We start from the raw sequence: 19,942 nt of genomic DNA on the forward strand, positions 1-19,942 counted from the left end.
GCTCCTTAGAAGCCTAAACTGGATAACAGGTCATCTACGTCATCCTGACCTGACATAACGTCTTCACGTTTATCGGCATGAATCTGCGGACCTTCACCCTTGGCGAGATGTTTTTGTGGATCTTTTTCCGAGAGGATCGCTTCGCGGTCGTGTTCGATGCCGGCAAAACGGTCGACCTGGCCGGCCATCAGCACCAATTTGAGCAAGTTGCTTTCCACTTCGGTGACCAACTGGGTCACGCGCTTGATCACCTGGCCGGTGAGGTCCTGGTAATCCTGGGCCAGCAGGATGTCGTTGAGGTTGCTGGCCACCGTGCGGTTCTCTTGCTCGCTGCGCGACAGGAAACCGTCGACCCGACGCGCCAACTCACGAAATTCCTCAGCGCCCACTTCACGGCGCATGAAGCGGCCCCAGTCAAGGCTCAGGGCCTGGGCTTCGCTGGCCATGCCGTTGACCAGAGGCGTGGCGTTTTCCACCAGGTCCATGGTGCGGTTGGCAGCGGCCTCGGTCAGCCTGACCACATACGACAGGCGTTCAGTGGCGTCGGTGATCTGGGAAATTTCTTCGGCCTGGGGCATGCGCGGGTCAATCTGGAAATTGACGATCGCACTGTGCAGCTCGCGTGTGAGCTTGCCCACTTCCTGGTACAGGCCGCGGTCACGGGTCTGGTTAAGCTCATGGATCAACTGCACCGCATCGGCGAACTGGCCTTTTTCCAGGCTGTCGACCAACTGGTGAGCATGTTTTTTCAGGGTCGACTCAAAGTCGCCCTGTGACGTTTCGTTATGCTCCATAGCTCCCCCGTGGCGACATCAATGACCGATGCGTTCGAAGATTTTTTCAATCTTCTCTTTCAAGGCCAGCGCCGTGAATGGCTTGACCACGTAACCGTTGACCCCGGCTTGGGCGGCTTCGATGATCTGTTCACGCTTGGCTTCGGCGGTCACCATCAGCACAGGCAGGCTGCGCAACTTTTCATCGGCGCGCACGTGGCGCAGCAGGTCGATACCAGTCATACCCGGCATGTTCCAGTCGGTTACCAGAAAGTCGATGCTGCCACTGTTGAGGATCGGAATCGCCGTAATGCCGTCATCCGCCTCGACCGTGTTGGTGAACCCAAGGTCACGCAACAGGTTTTTAATGATCCGCCGCATCGTTGAGAAGTCATCAACGATGAGGATTTTCATGTTCTTGTCCAATTCGACCTCCAAGCAGTCTTAAACGCGCCCAGCACCTGGACGCGCCATTTCAATCAACAGGCGTTACACAAAAAGGACTGCCCAGGGCACCACGGTACTCACCCGCAAAACCCTGCGGTTTCGCGGTAGCGTCTGCAGTGTCCCCACACTGCCTGTCAGCGCGCGCGCCACTCTCCCAATCGCCCCCGCAAGCGGGCTGCGCACTGGCTATGCAATTGGCTGACACGCGACTCGCTGACCCCCAGGACCTCACCGATTTCCTTGAGGTTCAGCTCTTCGTCGTAGTACAGCGCCAGCACCAGGCGCTCACGCTCCGGCAAGTTGGCAATCGCGTCCGCCAACGCTTTCTGGAAACGTTCATCTTCCAGATCGCGCGACGGTTCAAGATGTGCACTCGCGCCGTCCTCGTGCAGCCCTTCGTGTTCGCCGTCCTGTAAAAGGTCGTCGAAACTGAACAGGCGGCTGCCCAAGGTATCGTTCAAAATCCCGTAGTAATCGTCGAGACTCAATTGGAGTTCGGCCGCAACTTCATGATCTTTAGCGTCACGACCGGTTTTTGCTTCAATTGCACGAATTGCATCACTGACCATGCGGGTATTGCGGTGTACCGAACGCGGCGCCCAATCGCCTTTACGCACCTCGTCGAGCATTGCGCCACGAATACGGATACCCGCATACGTCTCGAAACTCGCACCCTTGCTCGCGTCGTATTTGGTCGACACTTCAAGCAGGCCGATCATGCCGGCCTGGATCAAGTCTTCGACCTGCACGCTCGCCGGCAGGCGCGCCAACAGGTGATAGGCAATGCGCTTGACCAGAGGCGCATAGCGCTCGATCAATTCGCCCTGGCTGTCACGTGCCGACTTTTTGTAAAGGTTGTAGCCGCTGGATGTCATAGCACCGGTCCCGCACTCGTCTGATGCACCAAACGCTCGACGAAAAACTCCAGATGCCCACGCGGATTGGCGGGCAACGGCCAGGTATCGACCTTCTGGGCAATGGCCTTGAACGCCAGTGCGCATTTCGAACGAGGGAACGCTTCGTAGACCGCACGCTGCTTTTGCACGGCCTTGCGCACACACTCGTCATAGGGAACTGCGCCGACGTATTGTAAAGCCACATCGAGGAAGCGATCCGTGACCTTGGTCAACTTGGCGAACAGGTTGCGCCCTTCCTGCGGGCTCTGGGCCATGTTGGCCAGCACGCGAAAGCGGTTCATGCCGTAGTCACGGTTAAGCAGTTTGATCAGAGCATAGGCGTCGGTGATGGAAGTAGGTTCGTCGCACACCACCAGCAGCACCTCCTGCGCGGCGCGCACAAAGCTGACCACCGATTCGCCGATCCCGGCGGCGGTGTCGATCACCAGCACATCGAGGTTGTCGCCGATATCACTGAAGGCCTGGATCAGCCCGGCATGTTGCGCGGGGCTCAGGTGCACCATGCTCTGGGTGCCCGAGGCAGCCGGCACGATACGAATGCCACCGGGCCCCTGGAGCAGCACATCGCGCAGCTCACAGCGGCCCTCGATCACATCGGCAAGGGTATGTTTGGGTGTCAGCCCCAGCAGAACGTCCACGTTCGCCAAGCCCAAATCAGCATCCAGCAGCATGACGCGACGGCCAAGCTCTGCCAGGGCCAGGGACAAATTCACTGACACGTTAGTTTTGCCGACGCCACCTTTGCCGCCGGTCACCGCGATCACCTGTACGGGATGCATGCTGCCCATTTTATTTCTTTACCTTGTCTTGCTTAGACGCAGGCTACATGGCTTGGCCGCTTGAAACGCTTGCAGACCATCGATGTAGGTACATTTCACGGTGTTCATCCTGCCTCAACCGACCCGTTTTGCCGGGTGGTGGTAAAGGTCGGCGAACATATCGGCCATCGCTTCCTCGCTAGGCTCTTCTTGCATTTGCACACTGACGGCACGGCTGACCAACTGATGACGGCGCGGCAGATGCAGATCATCAGGGATCCGCGGCCCGTCGGTCAGGTAGGCGACCGGTAATTCATGACTGATGGCCAGGCTCAACACTTCGCCCAGGCTCGCGGTTTCGTCGAGCTTGGTGAGGATGCAGCCGGCCAGACCGCAGCGTTTGTAACTATGGTACGCGGCGGTAAGAACCTGTTTCTGGCTGGTGGTTGCAAGCACCAGGTAGTTTTTCGACTTGATGCCACGCCCGGCCAGGCTTTCGAGCTGCATACGCAGGGCCGGGTCGCTGGCTTGCAGGCCGGCGGTATCGATCAGCACCACGCGCTTGCGCAGCAACGGGTCGAGGGCATTGGCCAGGGACTGGCCCGGATCGACGTGCGTCACCGGCACATTGAGGATGCGGCCAAGGGTCTTGAGCTGCTCCTGGGCGCCGATGCGGTAGCTGTCCATGCTCACCAGGGCGATATTCTGTGCGCCGTACTTGAGTACGTAGCGTGCGGCCAGCTTGGCCAGGGTGGTGGTCTTGCCCATGCCGGCGGGGCCGACCATGGCAATCACACCGCCCTCTTCCAGGGGTTCGATTTCCGGGGTGGCGATCATGCGCGCCAAGTGCGCCAGCAACATGCGCCAGGCCTGACGCGGCTCTTCGACTTCGGCGGTCAAGGCCAGCAGGTCGCGGGACAAAGGGCCGGACAAGCCGATGCGTTGCAGGCGGCGCCACAGGTTGGCTTGCTGGGGCTTGCTGCCTTGCAGTTGCGTCCAGGCCAACGAGCCCAGCTGCACTTCCAGCAGTTCACGCAGGCCATTGAGTTCAAAGCGCATCGAATCGAACACACGCTGGTCGACAGCAGCAGCCGGGGCGGGCGCGGCTGGACGCGGCGGTTCGACAAATGTCGGCTCTACCAGCGGCTCGGCGGCGGTCAACGGCAGGCCGGCGAACAATTGGCGATTGGTGCTGGCATCGCTGTCGCCACGCATACTCAGTTCAGCCTGGGCCGACACAATGCGCGAGGCGGTCTTGCGCAGCTCGTCTTCGAGTTCCATGTTCGGCACGCGCGGGGCCAGCGCCTGGGGGGTGTAATCCAGGGCAGCCGTCAGCTCGACACCGCCGGCAATCCGACGGTTACCGATAATCGCGGCATCGGCGCCCAGCTCATCACGGACCAGTTTCATGGCCTGACGCATATCGGCGGCGAAAAAACGCTTAACTTGCATAACCCACTACCTCAGCCATTGGGCCCAACTGTCGCGACGATAGTCACTTGCTTATTGTCAGGAATTTCCTGGTAAGCCAACACGTGCAAATTCGGTACAGCCAGGCGTCCAAACCGCGACAACATCGCCCGAACCGGGCCGGCCACCAGCAGGATCACCGGGTTGCCTTGCATTTCCTGGCGCTGTGCGGCGTCGATCAACGAACGCTGCAGCTTTTCAGCCATGCTCGGCTCCAGCAAAACGCCCTCTTCCTGGCCTTGCCCTGCCTTCTGAATACTATTGAGCAATATTTGTTCCAACCTGGGTTCCAGGGTGATCACAGGCAGCTCGGACTCAATGCCTACAATGCTTTGCACGATTGCACGGGACAATCCGACGCGCACCGCCGCCACCAGAGCGGCAGTATCTTGACTCTTGGCGGCATTGTTGGCGATGGCCTCGGCAATGCTGCGAATGTCACGTACCGGCACCTGCTCGGCCAACAGCGCTTGCAGCACCTTGAGCAACTGCGACAGTGTCAGGACACCCGGCACCAGCTCTTCGGCCAGTTTCGGTGAGGATTTGGCCAGCAAGCCCATCAATTGCTGGACTTCCTCATGACCGATCAGCTCGTGGGAGTGCTTGTAGAGAATCTGGTTGAGGTGCGTGGCAACCACGGTGCTGGCATCCACCACGGTGTAACCCAGCGATTGCGCCTGGCTGCGCTGGCTGACTTCGATCCACACCGCTTCCAGGCCAAAAGCCGGATCTTTGGCGGTAATGCCGTTGAGCGTGCCGAACACCTGCCCGGGGTTGATCGCCAGCTCGCGGTCCGGGTAGATCTCGGCTTCGGCCAGGATCACGCCCATCAGGGTCAGGCGGTAGGCACTGGGGGCCAGGTCGAGGTTGTCGCGGATATGCACGGTGGGCATCAAAAAGCCCAGGTCCTGGGACAGCTTCTTGCGCACGCCCTTGATCCGCGCCAGCAATTGCCCGCCCTGGTTGCGGTCCACCAGCGGGATCAGGCGGTAGCCGACCTCCAGGCCGATCATGTCGATCGGGGTCACATCGTCCCAGCCCAGCTCCTTGGTTTCCTGGGCGCGGGCCGGGGATGGCAGCAGATCCTGCTGGCGGGCAATCTCTTGCTGGGCCTGGACCTTGACCGCGTTCTGCTTTTTCCAGAACAGGTAAGCTGCGCCGCCGGCCAGGGCCGCCATGCTCAGGAACGAGAAGTGGGGCATACCCGGCACGATGCCCATGATCGCCATGATACCCGCCGCCACGGCCAGGGCCTTGGGCGAGGCGAACATCTGGCGGCTGATCTGCTTGCCCATGTCTTCGGAGCCCGAAGCGCGGGTAACCATGATCGCCGCGGCTGTCGATAACAACAGTGATGGCAATTGCGCCACTAAACCGTCACCGATGGTCAGCAAGGCGTACACCTTGCCCGCATCACCGAAGGTCATGCCGTGCTGGAAGATACCGACGGCCATGCCGCCGATCAGGTTGATAAACAGAATCAGCAGGCCGGCGATGGCGTCACCGCGCACAAATTTGCTGGCACCGTCCATGGAGCCGTAGAACTCGGCTTCCTGGGCGACTTCCGCCCGGCGTGACTTGGCCTGGTTCTGGTCGATCAGGCCGGCGTTGAGGTCGGCGTCGATGGCCATCTGCTTACCGGGCATAGCGTCGAGGGTAAACCGCGCGCTCACCTCGGAAATCCGCCCGGCGCCCTTGGTTACCACCACGAAGTTGATGATCATCAGGATCGCGAACACGACGATACCGACCACGTAGTTGCCGCCGATCACCACCTCGCCGAACGCCTGGATCACCTTACCGGCAGCGGCATGGCCGTCCTGGCCGTGAAGCATCACCACCCGCGTGGACGCCACGTTCAGCGCCAGGCGCAGCAGGGTCGCCACCAGCAGAATGGTCGGGAATACCGCGAAATCCAGCGGCCGCAGCGCGTACACGCAGACCAGCAGCACGACGACAGACAGGGCAATGTTGAAGGTGAAGAACACATCGAGCAGGAACGGCGGCATCGGCAACATCATCATTGCCAGCATCACCAGCAACAACAACGGCACACCCAGATTGCCCCGCGACAGGTCAGTCAGGGTGCCACGGGCCGTGTTGAGCATTTGAGAGCGATCTACCACCGGTATTCCTCGGGTCCTTGAAGCAAAGTTTTGACGCTGGAAGGCGACTTGGAGGCGGGGTTGCAAGAAGCCTTCCAACTTTGCTTTTGGGCCCGGAGAACCTCACAAACACCCCGGGCCACCGGGTGTAAATCAATCCAAATGTGGGAGGGGGCTTGCTCCCGATTGCTGAGTGTCAGGCACTGATGTTTGGCTGATTCACCGCTATCGGGAGCAAGCCCCCTCCCACATTTGATCTGTGTACAGCCGGGGCTATCGAGGAAATTTCTGACAAGGATTTGGGGTTGCCCCTAGGAAACCGGCTCTCTAGTCTCCGTACACCACTGGTGTTGCGCAGTTGATCGAACTGGCGCAATTACTGGCTGATCGCCTGCACCTTGGCGCCACAATGGCGGGCAAAGCAAGCAGCGGATAATACGGACAAGGGTGGGAGCTGGCTTGCCTGCGATTGCGGTGTGTCAGCCACTGGGATATTGGCTGTGAGTCAGCCATCGCAGGCAAGCCAGGTCCCACCTGTGATTCAGTTTTTAAACTGGCCGCACGTTCTCAGCCTGTGGGCCTTTTGGTCCTTGCGTGATTTCAAATTCTACTTTTTGGTTTTCCGCCAGGGTTTTGTGCCCCTGCGACTGGATTGCCGAGTAATGGGCAAACACATCGGGAGTCCCATCATCCGGAGTAATAAAACCAAACCCCTTCTCCGCGTTAAACCACTTCACCGTGCCAGTTGCCATTGCCATACTCCCTACCCTTCACTTGAGACCCGGCTCACCTGGGTTGCACCGTTTAATGGGCAACGCATAAATACCCTCGGGTCGATGGACCATTTGGAACTCCATGCGCTTGCCAAACCACAGCGCAGTGCAACGCCAGTCTCTGCCATTGATAAACACATCCTCTCCCCCGCCATCGGGCTTGATCAACCAATCGCCTCTGAGCCAGACGTAATACCTGACCGTACCCGTAACCACCTTCACAACCGCTCTCCCTGCATCTCGTTTACTACATACGCGCAGTGCATGGAGGGTAATAAAACAGCGGGCAGCGCCCTTTGGCTACTGTCAAAGTTGACAGGTAGACGCGGGCTTCCAGTGAGTGTAGGTATGGCAATGTTGCGGATCATGCATCCCCTGACTTTTTGCGTTTGCGGGGTTTGCGCTGCTTGGCAGGCGCTTGCTGGACTTCAGCGCATTCGACATTCGTCGATTGGACGGCAACCGCATTGCCATCCCGATCCCGAGCAATAAAACCAATGCCCTTGACCGCATCGAACCACCTGACCGTGCCCCTATCCATCACCGCCTCCCGAGCCGCGCATGGCTGCGCGGCTCATCGCTGTATCAAACAGTGAAGGCGGCGTAACGGCTACTGTCAAAGTTGACAGGTCAAAGAAGAATCAGGTGTCGCGGCGCAAATCCGGCGGTATCGGCAAATCCTTGAGCGGATCAGGCCGCTTGCCCTTGCCGGCGCGGTATTGGCGGATCTGGTAAACGTAGGCCAGTACCTGGGCAACGGCCAGGTACAACCCGGCGGGGATTTCCTGGTCGAGGTCGGTGGAATAGAAAATCGAGCGCGCCAGCGCCGGCGATTCCAGCAGCAGAATGTCGTTGGCCACGGCGATTTCGCGGATTTTCAGGGCGGTGAAGTCGCTGCCCTTGGCCAACAGCATCGGTGCGCCACCCTTCTCCGGGTCGTACTTGAGCGCTACGGCGTAGTGGGTCGGGTTGGTGATGATCACGTCAGCGTCGGGTACCGAAGCCATCATCTTGCGCTGGGACATTTCGCGCTGCAGTTGGCGAATGCGTTGCTTGACCTCGGGCCGGCCTTCCTGGTCCTTGTGTTCGTCACGCACTTCCTGCTTGGTCATCAGCAGTTTCTTGTGGCTTTCCCACAGCTGGATCGGCGCATCCACGGCCGCAATCAGGATCAGCCCGAGGGCCATCCACAGCGCGCTCCAGCCCACCACCTGCACGCTGTGGATGATCGCCGACTCCAGCGGCTCATGGGCGATACGCAACAAGTCGTCTATGTCGGACGACAACACCGCCAACGCCACGAACAGAATCAGGAAAAACTTGGCCAGGGCCTTGAGCAATTCAATCAGGGCCTTGGCGGAGAACATGCGCTTGAGCCCAGCGCCCGGGTTCATGCGGCTGAACTTGGGCGCCATGCTGCCCGCGGCAAACAACCAGCCGCCGAGGGCAACGGGGCCGATCAGCGCGGCGAGCAGCAAGGTGATCAAGATCGGTTGCACCGCCAATAGGGCGATTTTGCCTGAGTGCAGCAGGTACTGGCCCATGGCGTCGGGGTTGAGCAACACTTCGCGAGGCAAGCTGAAGTTGTGTTTCGTCATCTCCAGCAAGTCCAGCGCCAGGCCCCCGCCGTAGATCAGCAAGGCACCGGCACCGGCGATCATGGTGGCAAAGGTGTTGAGCTCTTTGGAGCGCGCGATCTCGCCCTTTTCCCTGGAGTCCTTTTTACGTTTCTCCGTGGGGTCTTCTGTTTTGTCCTGACCACTCTCGCTCTCGGCCATGGCTCAGCGCGCCCGTGCCAGATCACGTAAGAACTGCAGGGCATCGGTGGCCAGCGGTTGATACTGATTGAGAATGTCGGCCAGGCCGACCCAGAAAATCCCCATGCCCAACACCAGGGTCAGCGGGAAACCAATCGAGAAGATGTTCAGTTGCGGCGCCGCACGGGTCATCACGCCAAACGCGATATTGACCACCAGCAGCGCCGTGATCGCCGGCAACACCAGCAACAGCGCCGCGCCGAGTACCCAACCGAGGCGCCCCACCAGTTCCCAGAAGTGGTTGACCACCAAGCCTGCGCCCACCGGCAAGGTGGTGAAACTCTCGGTCAGCACCTCGAACGCCACCAGGTGTCCGTTCATGGCCAGGAACAGCAAGGTCACCAGCATGGTCAGAAATTGCCCGATCACTGCCGCCGACACGCCGTTGGTGGGGTCGACCATGGAGGCGAAACCCATGCCCATCTGGATCGAGATGATTTGCCCGGCCACCACAAAGGCTTGGAAAAACAAGGTCAGGGAAAACCCCAGCATGGCGCCGATCAGGATCTGTTCGGCGATCAACAGCAAGGCGCTGAGGTCCAGCGCGTTGACCGGCGGCATCGGTGGCAGGCCCGGCACGATCACCACGGTGATCGCCACGGCAAAGTACAAACGCACGCGACGCGGAACCAGGGTGGTGCCGAACACCGGCATGGCCATCAACATCGCCGTGACGCGGAACAACGGCAGGATGAACGAGGCCACCCAGGTGCTGATCTGAGTGTCGGTCAACGCCAGCAAGGACTGCATCGGCTCAGCCAATCAACTGCGGAATACTGCCGTACAACTGCAGGATGTATTCCATGAAGGTTTGCACCAGCCACGGGCCGGCGACGATAAGGGTCACCAGCATCACCAACAGGCGCGGCAGAAAGCTCAGGGTTTGTTCGTTGATCTGGGTGGCCGCCTGGAACATCGCCACCAGCAGGCCGACCAACAGGCTCGGCACCACCAGCACGGCGACCATCAGGGTGGTCAGCCACAGTGCTTCGCGGAACAGGTCGACGGCGACTTCTGGGGTCATGGCCCTATACCCCTCCGAAACTGCCGGCCAGGGTGCCAATAATCAGCGCCCAGCCGTCCACCAGCACAAACAGCATGATCTTGAACGGCAACGAGATGATCAACGGCGACAGCATCATCATACCCATGGCCATCAGCACGCTCGCCACCACCAGGTCGATGATCAAAAACGGGATAAAGATCATGAAGCCGATCTGGAACGCGGTCTTCAATTCGGAGGTGACGAACGCCGGCACCAGAATGGTCAAGGGTGCCTGGTCCGGAGTGGCGATGTCGGTACGCTTGGACAGGCGCATGAACAGTTCAAGGTCGCTGGAGCGGGTTTGCGACAACATGAAGTCCTTGATCGGGCCCTGGGCTTTGTCGATGGCGTCCTGGGCGTTGAGCTTTTCCGCGAGGTAAGGTTGCAGGGCTTGCTGGTTCACCTTGTCGAACACCGGCGCCATGATGAACAGCGTCAGGAACAAGGCCATGCCGGTGAGGATCTGGTTCGACGGCGTCTGCTGCAGGCCCAGGGCCTGGCGCAGGATCGAGAACACGATGATGATCCGCGTGAAGCTGGTCATCAACATCACGAACGCCGGGATAAAACTCAGCGCGGTCATGATCAGCAGGATCTGCAAACTGACCGAATATTCCTGCGCGCCGGCCGCGTTGGTACCCAGGGTGATCGCCGGGATCGACAACGGGTCGGCGCCCAGGGCCAGCGGCGCAGCCAGCAACAGCATGAGCGTCAGCAAAACGCGCATTACTTCTTATCCTTCTGATCCTTGCCCAGCAACTCCATCAGGCGCTGGGCGAATTCTGGCGTGGCAGGCTCGGTCTTGGCCGCGTCCACCGGGGTCTTGAGTACATGCAGCGGGGTGATGCGCCCGGGCGTGATGCCAAGCAGGATCTGCTCCTCGCCGACTTGCACCAGCACCAGCCGATCACGCGGGCCGAGGGCGCGCGAGCCGACCAGCTCGATCACCTGGCCATTGCCCGGGCCGATGCGCTGTACGCGGCGCATCAGCCAGGCCAGCACAAAGATCAAGCCGATCACCAGCAACAGGCCCAGCACCAGTTGCGTCAATTGCCCGCCGACGCTGCCGACCACCGGTGCCGCAGCCGCTTGCGCGACCGGCTCCACCGCCCAGGCGCTCAATGGCAGCGCCAGCAACAGTCCCGCCATCGAGTACTTCATCTCAGCGCAACTTCTTGATGCGTTCGCTCGGGCTGATCACGTCCGTCAGGCGGATGCCGAACTTCTCATTGACCACCACCACTTCGCCGTGGGCGATCAGCGTGCCGTTGACCAGCACGTCCAGTGGCTCACCGGCCAGGCGGTCCAACTCGATCACCGAGCCTTGGTTGAGTTGCAGCAAGTTGCGGATATTGATTTCGGTGCTGCCCACTTCCATGGAAATCGACACGGGGATGTCAAGAATCACATCCAGGTTCGGACCGTCGAGGGTCACCGGCTCGTTGTTCTTCGGCACGCTGCCAAATTCTTCCATCGGCAGGCGCTTGCCGGCAGGCGCAGTGGCTGCGTCGGCGGCCAGCAGTGCGTCGATGTCGTCCTGGCCAACATCGCCGGTTTCTTCCAGGGCCGCGGCCCACTCGTCAGCCAGGGCCTGGTCTTCGGCGGAAGTGTTTTCGTGTTCGGTAGCCATTACATGTCCTCGGCGCAGCAAACAATCATGAATTAGGGTTGAATCAGCGTCGGTTGATCGGCTCAACCACTTGCAACGCCAGGTTGCCTTTGTGGGAACCGAGCTTGACCTTGAACGACGGCACGCCATTGGCGCGCATGATCAGTTCTTCCGGCAGGTCGACAGGGATCACATCCCCGGGCTGCATGTGCAAAATATCGCGCAGGCGCAACTGCCGACGGGCCACGGTGGCGCTCAGGGGCACGTCGACGTCCAGCAGGTCTTCGCGCAGGGCCTTGACCCAGCGCTCGTCCTGGTCGTCGAGGTCGGACTGGAAACCGGCGTCGAGCATTTCGCGCACCGGCTCGATCATCGAGTACGGCATGGTCACGTGCAGGTCACCGCCACCGCCATCGAGCTCGATGTGGAAAGTCGACACCACAATCGCCTCGCTGGGGCCGACGATGTTGGCCATGGCCGGGTTCACTTCCGAGTTGATGTACTCGAAATTGACTTCCATGATCGCTTGCCAGGCTTCCTTCAAGTCGATGAAGGCTTGCTCCAGCACCATGCGCACGACACGCAGTTCGGTGGGGGTGAATTCACGCCCTTCGATCTTGGCGTGACGGCCGTCGCCGCCGAAGAAGTTGTCCACCAGCTTGAACACCAGTTTGGCGTCGAGGATGAACAGCGCGGTGCCGCGCAGCGGCTTGATCTTGACCAGGTTGAGGCTGGTGGGCACGTACAGCGAGTGCACGTATTCACCGAACTTCATCACCTGCACGCCGCCCACCGCCACGTCCGCCGAACGGCGCAGCATGTTGAACATGCTGATACGGGTGTAGCGGGCGAAACGCTCGTTGATCATTTCCAGGGTCGGCATGCGTCCACGAACGATGCGATCCTGGCTGGTCAGGTCATAACTTTTGACGCTGCCGGGTTCGGCAGCCATTTCGGTCTGTACCAGACCATCGTCCACGCCGTGCAACAGCGCGTCGATTTCATCCTGGGACAGCAGGTCTTGCACGGCCATGTCGTGATCCTACTGCAATACGAAGTTAGTGAAGAGCGCCTGCTCGACCACGACTTTGCCGAGTTCTTTCTGGGCCACTTCCTGCACGCTGGCAGTGACCTTCTGGCGTAGCATTTCCTGGCCGACCGGGGTGGCCAGGCTGTCGAAGGCCTGCCCGGAGAACAGCATCACCAGGTTGTTGCGGATCACCGGCATATGCACCTTGAGGGCATCCAGGTCCGCCTGGTTGCGCGCCAGCAAGGTAATACTCACCTGCAGGTAGCGCTGACGACCGTTGACGTTGTAATTGGCAACAAATGCCGGGAGCATCTGCTCAAAGATTGCCGGTTGCTTGACGTTGGTGGCGGCGTCGGCGGCGGGTGCCGGCTTGCTTGCACTGCTGTGCATGATGTACCAGGTACCGCCAATCGAGGCACCGATGGCCAGGAGCAGGCCCAGCACAATCAACAGGATCAGCTTGAGCTTGCCTTTGCCTGCTGCGGGGGGAGTTGCTGCGTCGTCGCTCTTCGCCATGCCAATAATCCGTCACTATTCGGGGATTCATAGATCTACGGGAAGGCAAGAGCAAGTGTTATGCCAGAGTTGTCTGGCGCGAAGGCAAACCAAATCAAATGTGGGAGCTGGCTTGCCTGCGATGGCGGTGGGTCAGTTCACATATGTGTCACTGATACACCGCCATCGCAGGCAAGCCAGCTCCCACACTGACCGGGTTTGGACAGGAAGTCAGGCGTAGTAGTCGACCGCGCTGGAGCCGATCACGCTCTGGCTCACGGGCCCCGCCACTTCGGCCACGTCCACAGGGCCACCAGCGTCGCCGCTGTCAGCACGCCTGCCGCTGCCGCTCACCCCCCGCGCCTGGCCCTGCTGTTGCTGCTGGTCCTGCCCACGGGACTGGTCGGACACATTCACATCCACCTGCCCCATCCCCTGCTGGGCAAACATCTCGCGCAAGCGGCCAGACTGGCTTTCCAGCGCTTCACGCACCACGGCATGGCCGCTCATGAAATTGACCTGGGCCTGCTGGTCCGCCGTCATGTTGACTTTGATATCCAGGCGCCCAAGCTCAGCCGGCTGCAACTGGATCTCGGCCGACTTGAGGTTGGCGCTGGAGAGGTACATCACGCGGTTGACGACCTCTTCGGTCCAGCCGCTCTGGTGCATGGCCAGCGGCGCATTGGCAACCGGCGGCAAGGCGTTGGCGGTTTTGGGCGTGGCGGCCTGGGTCAGCGCGGCGAGGCGGTTGGCGAAATCGTCCACGCGGGTGTCGCTGCTGGCGTTCTTGAGGTCCTTGAGGCCGTCATCGATCAACGCGCCAAACGCCTTGTCGCCACCCTGGTCGGTGCTGTCCTTGGTGGCTTGCTGGTCGACCATCGTGGCCAGGCCAGCGGCAAAGCTCTGCGCGGCGGTCGGTTGATCCGTAGGGGCGGCTGCGCTTTTCTGCGGCGTCTGGCTGCTGGCCGACACATGACCGCCCTGCTCCATCGCCAGGCGTACGGCCGGCATCGCATCCAGGGGATCAGCCTGCGGGTCGAAGGCCTCCTCGACCACAGCGACCACCGGCTGGGCCTTGGCGTCCTCGTCAACCGCCGACACTTGTACAGGCACCGCCACCGGCGTCGCGGCGGCGATTACCGCAGGGTCGACAACAGGGTCTACCGCAGGTGACTGCGCCAGAACTGGATCGCTGGGTTTATCGCCCTCGGTGCCGGCGCTGTCATCGGGCTTGGCCGACGGCTTGGCAGGCAAGGGATTGCCGCTATCGGCAACCGCCGGCTTGCTGGCGGCAGGCTTGTCGCTGCCGGCAGCCGGTTTGGCGCCGGTATCGGAAGGCTTGTCACGCGTGACTTTGTTAGGGGTGTCGTCGCCCTTCAGCGTCGGCTTGGCGCCCTGGTTGGCAAACACTTGAGCAAAGCCTGCGCCCTTGTCTCGCGGGGCCGCAACCGCTACCGGCGGGTTAGCGGCAGGCGCTGACGGCTTGGCCGCAGGGGCAGCCTGAAGGAGCGAATTGGGGGCGACTGGCATGGGTAAGGCTCTCCACTGCATGGGGTCGGGGATGCAGTCTGTGGAGATAGAGCAAGACTCGGGCCAGGTTTAGCGCGATGATTCAGAAACTGAACGTTGGCGCTCCGACTCATACAGCGGCCGGACAAACGCGAACTCATGATCGATCTGGTCAACCAATTCACCCAGATCCGATGATGGCTTGACGGACTCAGCCTCCAGCCGCTGACACAACTGCGCCAGCCGCACCGCCCCAAGGTTGCCACTGCTGCCCTTGAAACTGTGCGCAATCCGTCCCAATGCCTTGGCATCGTCGCGCGCGTCGCGCAGCGCTTCGATGCGTTTTTGCGAGTCATCGAGGAAGGTGTCGAGCAGTTTGGGATACTCACCCTCCATGACGTCCTGCAAACCCGACAACACGTCGGGGTCCAGATGAATCTCAGCCACTTGCTCGCTCCTTGATCAAGAATCAGCGGATTATGCCAGAGCTTCCCAGCAAAACTCCACGCAGACACGGCGCCCGCCCTCGGACCAGCGTACAGCGCTGCTCAGTTGACGCACCAGGTTCAGCCCTCGGCCAGACAGACGGTCAATTTCCAAGGGCCGCGCCAGCTCCTGTTCGACATCAAAACCCGGCCCGCTGTCTTCGATGCACAGGGTCATCTTGCCGCCCTTGTCGGTCGGTACCACCTGCACATCCACGCGCACGTAGCCACTGCTCAGCTGCGCCAGACGCTCATTGCGCTGATGATAATACTGCGCAAAACCTTGCGCATCGCGCTTGAGCCGTGAGTCCAGGCCCAGCACACCATGTTCCAGGGCATTGGAATACAACTCCGCCATCACGCTGTACAGCGCGCCGCTCTGCTCGCGCAACCCATGGATCTCCAGCAGCAGTTGCAGCAGGTACGGCAGCGGGTTGTAGCGCTGCAGCGTCTGGGCGCGAAACTCGAAACCCACCGACCAATCCAGCGGGCACGACTGGCCGCTGTCGGCATACATCGGCTCGGCCACTCGCAGCGCCTGGCCGGAGAGCAAAGTGATCTCGACCATGCTGACGTCATCGCGCGCCAGCCCCCGAAACGTAGCCAGGGCGTGCTCGATATCCTCAAACAGGCGGTCAGGCTCGCGGTTGGCAGCGAACACCTGTTGCAACCGCTCGGCGCCGAACAGTTGATCATTGGCGTCAGCCGTATCCAGCACGCCATCGGAGAGCAGAAACACCCGGTCGCCCAAGGCCATGGGCCAGACCTCGGTGCTGTCATCAAAGCTTTCCGCCGACAGCACGCCTAGGGGCAGATGCCGCGACATCAGCGGCGTGCGCTTGCCAGTGGCGACTTCATGCACATAGCCTTCGGGCATACCGCCGTTCCACACCTCGACCGCACGCCGCTGGGCGCTCAGGCACAACAAGGTGGCGCAACAGAACATGTCCACCGGCAGGATGCGCTTGAGCTTGGCGTTCATCTCCCGCAAGGTCTGCGTAAGGCCGTAGCCCTTGGCAGTCATGCCGTAGAACACTTCGGCCAACGGCATGGCGCCAATGGCGGCCGGCAAGCCATGGCCGGTGAAATCGCCGAGCAACACGTGCATGTCACCGGACGGCGTGTAGGCCGCCAGCAGCAAATCACCGTTGAACAAGGCATAGGGCGATTGCAGGTAGCGGATATTGGGTGCGGCATTGATACAGCCGGAGTGGGCAACCTTGTCGAACACCGCCTTGGCTGCCCGCTGCTCATGCATCAGGTGCTCGTGGTGCCTGGCGATCAGGTCGCGTTGTTGCAAGACCGTGGCCTGCAGGCGGCGCAGGCGATCCATGGCGTTGATCTTCGCTGCCAATATCAGGGGGTTGTAAGGTTTGGGCAAGAAGTCATCGCCGCCGGCGTCCAGGCATTGGGCCAGCGCTTCGCTTTCGCGCAGGGAGGTGAGGAAGATGATCGGCACCAACGCCTCCCCCGCCAACTGCTTGATCTGCCGGGCGGCTTCAAAGCCGTCCATCACCGGCATCAGCGCATCCATCAGCACCAGTTGCGGGCCCTCATGACGGAAGATCTCCACCGCCTCGGCACCGTTGCTGGCAGTCAGCACCTGATGGCCCTGGCGACGGATGATGGTCGACAGCAACAGCCGATCGGCGGCGCTGTCTTCGGCGATCAGGATAGTCAGCGCCTCAAGGACCGGGGCCAAGGCGCTCAACTGATATCGAACAGTTTGTCGAAGTTGGAGATGGCGAGGATTTTGCGCACGTCGGGGTTGCTATTAACCACGCGAATATCGGACGTATCGCCACCCGTGTGGTCACGCAGCAACAAGAGCATGCCCAGGGCCGAACTGTCCATGTAGGTGGTCCCCCTCAAGTCCACCACAACAGTCTCCGGCTTGGGGTAAACATGCTCGTAGACATTGCGAAAGTCTTGGTGGCTGCCGAAATCGAACCGGCCCTTGATTGCGATCGTCAACTTCTTCCCATCCAGGGATACATCGGACTCGATTGACATGTGACTGCTTCCTTGTCATTGGCACTGTGCAACAAGGTTTAGCAGGCGAACCGGATCTGAGCAACACATCGAATCAAATGTGGGAGGGGGCTTGCTCCCACATTTACCCTGCGTCGTTAGTTAGAATTGTTCCTGGCGGGGCAGGCGTTGGGACAATTCATCAAGCAGCTTTTGCTCGCGCTTATCTTCAATCGCCCGCGCTTCGTCGATATAGCGCTGCACCAGCTTGCGCAAACCTTCCACGCGGGCAAACGCCTGCTGCCAGCTTTCCCGGGCTTTATCGAGGTTGTTCTGGTGCCAGGCCAGGCTCTGGCGCTGTTGGCCGACGGCTGTTTCAAGCTGATTGAGAAAGCCCTGATACCCCATTAACCACTGGCCCGACACGCCCTTGCTGCCGCGCTCGATCCACTGTTGTTGGTATTCCAGGCGAAAGCGCTCCAGGTCGCCCAGCTTGCTCTCTGCCAGGCGCACCTGGCCTTGAAAGTAACCCAGGCGTTGCACGGCGGTTTTCTCGGCCTTTTCGGCCATTTCCACCACCGGGGCCAGGCGCGCGGCGCGGCTGTTGGCCATGGCTTAACCGCCTGGCGCGGGGGCGAAGATGGACTGCAGATGCGCTTCGCTTTCGCCCATGCTGATCTTGTCATTGAGGCCCTGGCGCAGGTAGTTCACCAGCTGTGGTTGCAAGGCAATGGCCAGGTCGGTGTCGCGATCGCCGCCGGCCACATAGGCGCCGACGCTGATCAGGTCGCGGCTCTGCTGGTAACGCGACCACAGTTGCTTGAACTGCTGCGCACGGGCCATATGCTCAGGGGTGACCACCGCCGGCATCACCCGGCTGATGGACGCTTCGATGTCGATGGCCGGGTAGTGCCCTTCTTCTGCCAGGCGTCGCGACAGCACAATGTGGCCGTCGAGCACGCCCCGCGCCGAGTCGGCAATCGGATCTTGCTGGTCGTCGCCTTCGGACAACACGGTATAAAACGCAGTGATCGAGCCACCGCCGGCCTCGGCATTACCGGCGCGCTCCACCAGCTTGGGCAGTTTGGCGAACACCGACGGCGGATAGCCTTTGGTGGCCGGTGGCTCACCAATGGCCAAGGCGATTTCCCGCTGGGCCTGGGCGAAACGCGTGAGCGAATCCATCAGCAGCAGCACATTCTTGCCCTTGTCACGGAAATACTCGGCGATGCGTGTGCAGTACATGGCTGCGCGCAGGCGCATCAGTGGCGCATCGTCCGCAGGCGACGCTACCACCACCGAGCGCTTGAGCCCTTCTTCACCGAGACTGTGCTCGATGAACTCCTTGACCTCACGGCCCCGCTCACCGATCAGCCCGACCACGATGATGTCGGCCTCGGTAAAGCGCGTCATCATGCCCAGCAACACCGACTTACCCACGCCGGTACCGGCGAACAGGCCCAGGCGCTGGCCGCGGCCGACCGTCAATAAACCGTTGATGCTGCGAATGCCCACGTCCAGCGGCACGCTGATGGGATTGCGGTTGAGCGGATTGATGGTGGGGCCGTCCATCGGCACCCAGTCTTCGGCCTTCATGCCGCCCTTGCCATCCAGCGCACGCCCGGCGCCGTCGAGTACGCGGCCGAGCATACTCATGCCCATGGGCAGGCGGCCCGTGTCGGCCAGCGGCACCACGCGAGCACCCGGGGCAATACCGGCCAGGCTGCCCACCGGCATCAGGAAAATCTTGTTGCCGGAAAAACCCATCACCTCGGCTTCGACCTGCACCGGGTGGTAGCTGTCGTCATTGATCACCAGGCAGCGGCTGCCCATGGCGGCGCGCAAGCCCTCGGCTTCAAGGGTCAGGCCAACCATGCGCAACAAGCGCCCTTCAAGGATCGGCTGGCCGGGCAATTCGGTTGCCTCGGCGTAGCTGCTCAGGCGCTTGGCAAAGCTGGTGCGATCAAGGCGCATCGGGAGCGTCCAGGTCAACGCTCACGTCAGGCGCTGCCGGATGCAGGGCTTGCTCATGCAGTTGATCCAACAATTTGGCCATGATCTGGCTGATGCGGGTTTCCACCGTGGCATCGATGCGGCTGTGTTCGGTTTCGACACGGCACCCACCGGGTTGCAACGAAGCGTCCTCGACGATGCGCCAGGTTTCTTCATGGCGCTCGCGCAAGGCTTTGACCTGCTCGAAATCCTGGGGGTTGATGTACAGCCGCACATTGCCGACGCCCAGGGGCAGCAACTTGAGAGCTTCACGCATCACGCTTTCGATCTGGCTGGAGTCCAGCACCAGTTCACGCTGGATCACCTGGCGGGCAATGTGCTGCACCAGGTCGACCATGGATTTTTCCAGTTGGGTGTCCTGCTCGGCAATCGGGTCGAACAGGTTGCCCATCAGGCGTTCCAGGCTGGCCAGCTGGGTGCCCAGCGCTGCCTCGGCTTCCTGGCGGACCTTGAGGGTGGTGCTGCGAAAACCGTCTTTCTCACCCGCCGCAAAGCCTTCGTTGTAGGCTTCCTGGCGGATGGCTTCAAGCTCTTCGAGGGTCAGTGGCTGGACTTCATCCAGCGGCACTTCTTCCATTTCCACCGGAAGCTCTTCGACCGGCTCAGGCTCGGGCTCCGGCACATGGGGGTCGAAGCTGGGCAACGACCAGATGTCGAACCCGCCGACATCCCGCGCGCGAATCAGATCGCTGGGCGTCTCATCTTTGTTCGACATGCAAGGCGCC

The 19,942-nt window shown here is 60.9% G+C and carries 23 protein-coding genes; 1 reads left to right on the forward strand and 22 read right to left on the reverse strand.

Features of this window, described 5'->3' with window-relative positions; all coding sequences use genetic code 11:
* Positions 1-5: 5 nt before the first annotated feature.
* From E4O97_RS05950 to E4O97_RS05980, 7 genes are all read right to left on the reverse strand, one after another.
* The gene (locus tag E4O97_RS05950) at positions 6-794 is read right to left on the reverse strand and encodes a protein phosphatase CheZ (protein ID WP_032880071.1); all 789 of its coding nucleotides are present in this window, start codon (positions 792-794) and stop codon (positions 6-8) included.
* Positions 795-812: 18 nt separating this feature from the next.
* A complete protein-coding gene (locus E4O97_RS05955; RefSeq protein WP_005790040.1) occupies positions 813-1,187 on the reverse strand; it encodes a chemotaxis response regulator CheY in 375 nt (124 codons plus the stop codon).
* A 167-nt stretch (positions 1,188-1,354) separates the two neighbouring features.
* On the reverse strand, positions 1,355-2,095 hold the full coding sequence (fliA, locus tag E4O97_RS05960; RefSeq protein ID WP_005790042.1) for an RNA polymerase sigma factor FliA: 741 nt from the start codon (positions 2,093-2,095) through the stop codon (positions 1,355-1,357).
* Positions 2,092-2,925 (reverse strand): flagellar synthesis regulator FleN, encoded by an 834-nt coding sequence (fleN, locus tag E4O97_RS05965; protein ID WP_003192912.1) that lies wholly within the window; start codon positions 2,923-2,925, stop codon positions 2,092-2,094. Before fleN ends, fliA begins: the two co-directional genes overlap by 4 nt.
* Positions 2,926-3,030: 105 nt before the next feature.
* Positions 3,031-4,347 (reverse strand): flagellar biosynthesis protein FlhF, encoded by a 1,317-nt coding sequence (gene flhF / locus E4O97_RS05970; protein ID WP_005790047.1) that lies wholly within the window; start codon positions 4,345-4,347, stop codon positions 3,031-3,033.
* Positions 4,348-4,358: 11 nt separating this feature from the next.
* Entirely contained in the window at positions 4,359-6,473 is a 2,115-nt protein-coding gene (flhA, locus tag E4O97_RS05975; RefSeq protein WP_032880069.1) for a flagellar biosynthesis protein FlhA, read from the reverse strand.
* Between the two features lie 545 nt (positions 6,474-7,018).
* Positions 7,019-7,222, reverse strand: coding sequence for a cold-shock protein (locus E4O97_RS05980; protein WP_248160965.1), 204 nt, complete (start codon positions 7,220-7,222; stop codon positions 7,019-7,021).
* 439 nt (positions 7,223-7,661) lie between these two features.
* On the opposite strand from E4O97_RS05980, the gene E4O97_RS05985 reads away from it, so the two are divergent.
* On the forward strand, positions 7,662-7,850 hold the full coding sequence (locus tag E4O97_RS05985; protein ID WP_032803657.1) for a hypothetical protein: 189 nt from the start codon (positions 7,662-7,664) through the stop codon (positions 7,848-7,850).
* Between the two features lie 34 nt (positions 7,851-7,884).
* Here E4O97_RS05985 and flhB read toward each other — a convergent pair whose 3' ends face one another.
* From flhB to fliH, 15 genes are all read right to left on the reverse strand, one after another.
* Positions 7,885-9,021, reverse strand: coding sequence for a flagellar biosynthesis protein FlhB (gene flhB / locus E4O97_RS05990; RefSeq protein WP_248160966.1), 1,137 nt, complete (start codon positions 9,019-9,021; stop codon positions 7,885-7,887).
* Between the two features lie 3 nt (positions 9,022-9,024).
* A complete protein-coding gene (fliR, locus tag E4O97_RS05995; RefSeq protein WP_005790062.1) occupies positions 9,025-9,810 on the reverse strand; it encodes a flagellar biosynthetic protein FliR in 786 nt (261 codons plus the stop codon).
* Positions 9,811-9,814: 4 nt separating this feature from the next.
* A complete protein-coding gene (fliQ, locus tag E4O97_RS06000) occupies positions 9,815-10,084 on the reverse strand; it encodes a flagellar biosynthesis protein FliQ (RefSeq protein WP_003192936.1) in 270 nt (89 codons plus the stop codon).
* Positions 10,085-10,088: 4 nt separating this feature from the next.
* Positions 10,089-10,832: a flagellar type III secretion system pore protein FliP gene (gene fliP, locus E4O97_RS06005; RefSeq protein WP_005790064.1), complete on the reverse strand. Its 744-nt coding sequence runs from the start codon at positions 10,830-10,832 to the stop codon at positions 10,089-10,091.
* Positions 10,832-11,266 (reverse strand): flagellar biosynthetic protein FliO, encoded by a 435-nt coding sequence (gene fliO, locus E4O97_RS06010; protein WP_078821968.1) that lies wholly within the window; start codon positions 11,264-11,266, stop codon positions 10,832-10,834. Before fliO ends, fliP begins: the two co-directional genes overlap by 1 nt.
* A gap of 1 nt (position 11,267) precedes the next feature.
* Positions 11,268-11,735 (reverse strand): flagellar motor switch protein FliN, encoded by a 468-nt coding sequence (fliN, locus tag E4O97_RS06015; RefSeq protein ID WP_005790067.1) that lies wholly within the window; start codon positions 11,733-11,735, stop codon positions 11,268-11,270.
* A 43-nt stretch (positions 11,736-11,778) separates the two neighbouring features.
* Positions 11,779-12,747, reverse strand: a complete 969-nt coding sequence (fliM, locus tag E4O97_RS06020) for a flagellar motor switch protein FliM (protein WP_005790068.1) — start codon at positions 12,745-12,747, stop codon at positions 11,779-11,781.
* A gap of 9 nt (positions 12,748-12,756) precedes the next feature.
* Positions 12,757-13,260, reverse strand: a complete 504-nt coding sequence (fliL, locus tag E4O97_RS06025; protein ID WP_005790069.1) for a flagellar basal body-associated protein FliL — start codon at positions 13,258-13,260, stop codon at positions 12,757-12,759.
* Between the two features lie 210 nt (positions 13,261-13,470).
* Positions 13,471-14,769 carry a flagellar hook-length control protein FliK gene (locus tag E4O97_RS06030; protein ID WP_078821969.1) on the reverse strand — a complete coding sequence of 433 codons (1,299 nt, stop codon included), beginning with the start codon at positions 14,767-14,769 and terminating at the stop codon, positions 13,471-13,473.
* A gap of 69 nt (positions 14,770-14,838) precedes the next feature.
* A complete protein-coding gene (locus E4O97_RS06035) occupies positions 14,839-15,195 on the reverse strand; it encodes an Hpt domain-containing protein (RefSeq protein WP_078821970.1) in 357 nt (118 codons plus the stop codon).
* Between the two features lie 30 nt (positions 15,196-15,225).
* On the reverse strand, positions 15,226-16,944 hold the full coding sequence (locus tag E4O97_RS06040) for a fused response regulator/phosphatase (RefSeq protein WP_216091908.1): 1,719 nt from the start codon (positions 16,942-16,944) through the stop codon (positions 15,226-15,228).
* Entirely contained in the window at positions 16,941-17,246 is a 306-nt protein-coding gene (locus tag E4O97_RS06045) for an STAS domain-containing protein (protein ID WP_032880063.1), read from the reverse strand. Before E4O97_RS06045 ends, E4O97_RS06040 begins: the two co-directional genes overlap by 4 nt.
* A gap of 120 nt (positions 17,247-17,366) precedes the next feature.
* Positions 17,367-17,816: a flagellar export protein FliJ gene (gene fliJ / locus E4O97_RS06050; RefSeq protein ID WP_005790077.1), complete on the reverse strand. Its 450-nt coding sequence runs from the start codon at positions 17,814-17,816 to the stop codon at positions 17,367-17,369.
* Positions 17,817-17,819: 3 nt separating this feature from the next.
* On the reverse strand, positions 17,820-19,178 hold the full coding sequence (gene fliI / locus E4O97_RS06055) for a flagellar protein export ATPase FliI (RefSeq protein ID WP_005790078.1): 1,359 nt from the start codon (positions 19,176-19,178) through the stop codon (positions 17,820-17,822).
* The gene (gene fliH / locus E4O97_RS06060) at positions 19,168-19,932 is read right to left on the reverse strand and encodes a flagellar assembly protein FliH (RefSeq protein WP_032880062.1); all 765 of its coding nucleotides are present in this window, start codon (positions 19,930-19,932) and stop codon (positions 19,168-19,170) included. Before fliH ends, fliI begins: the two co-directional genes overlap by 11 nt.
* Positions 19,933-19,942: the final 10 nt, after the last annotated feature.

Origin of the sequence: Pseudomonas sp. W15Feb34 (assembly GCF_023127765.1) — a bacterium.
In the GTDB taxonomy this organism is placed as follows: domain Bacteria; phylum Pseudomonadota; class Gammaproteobacteria; order Pseudomonadales; family Pseudomonadaceae; genus Aquipseudomonas; species Aquipseudomonas synxantha_A.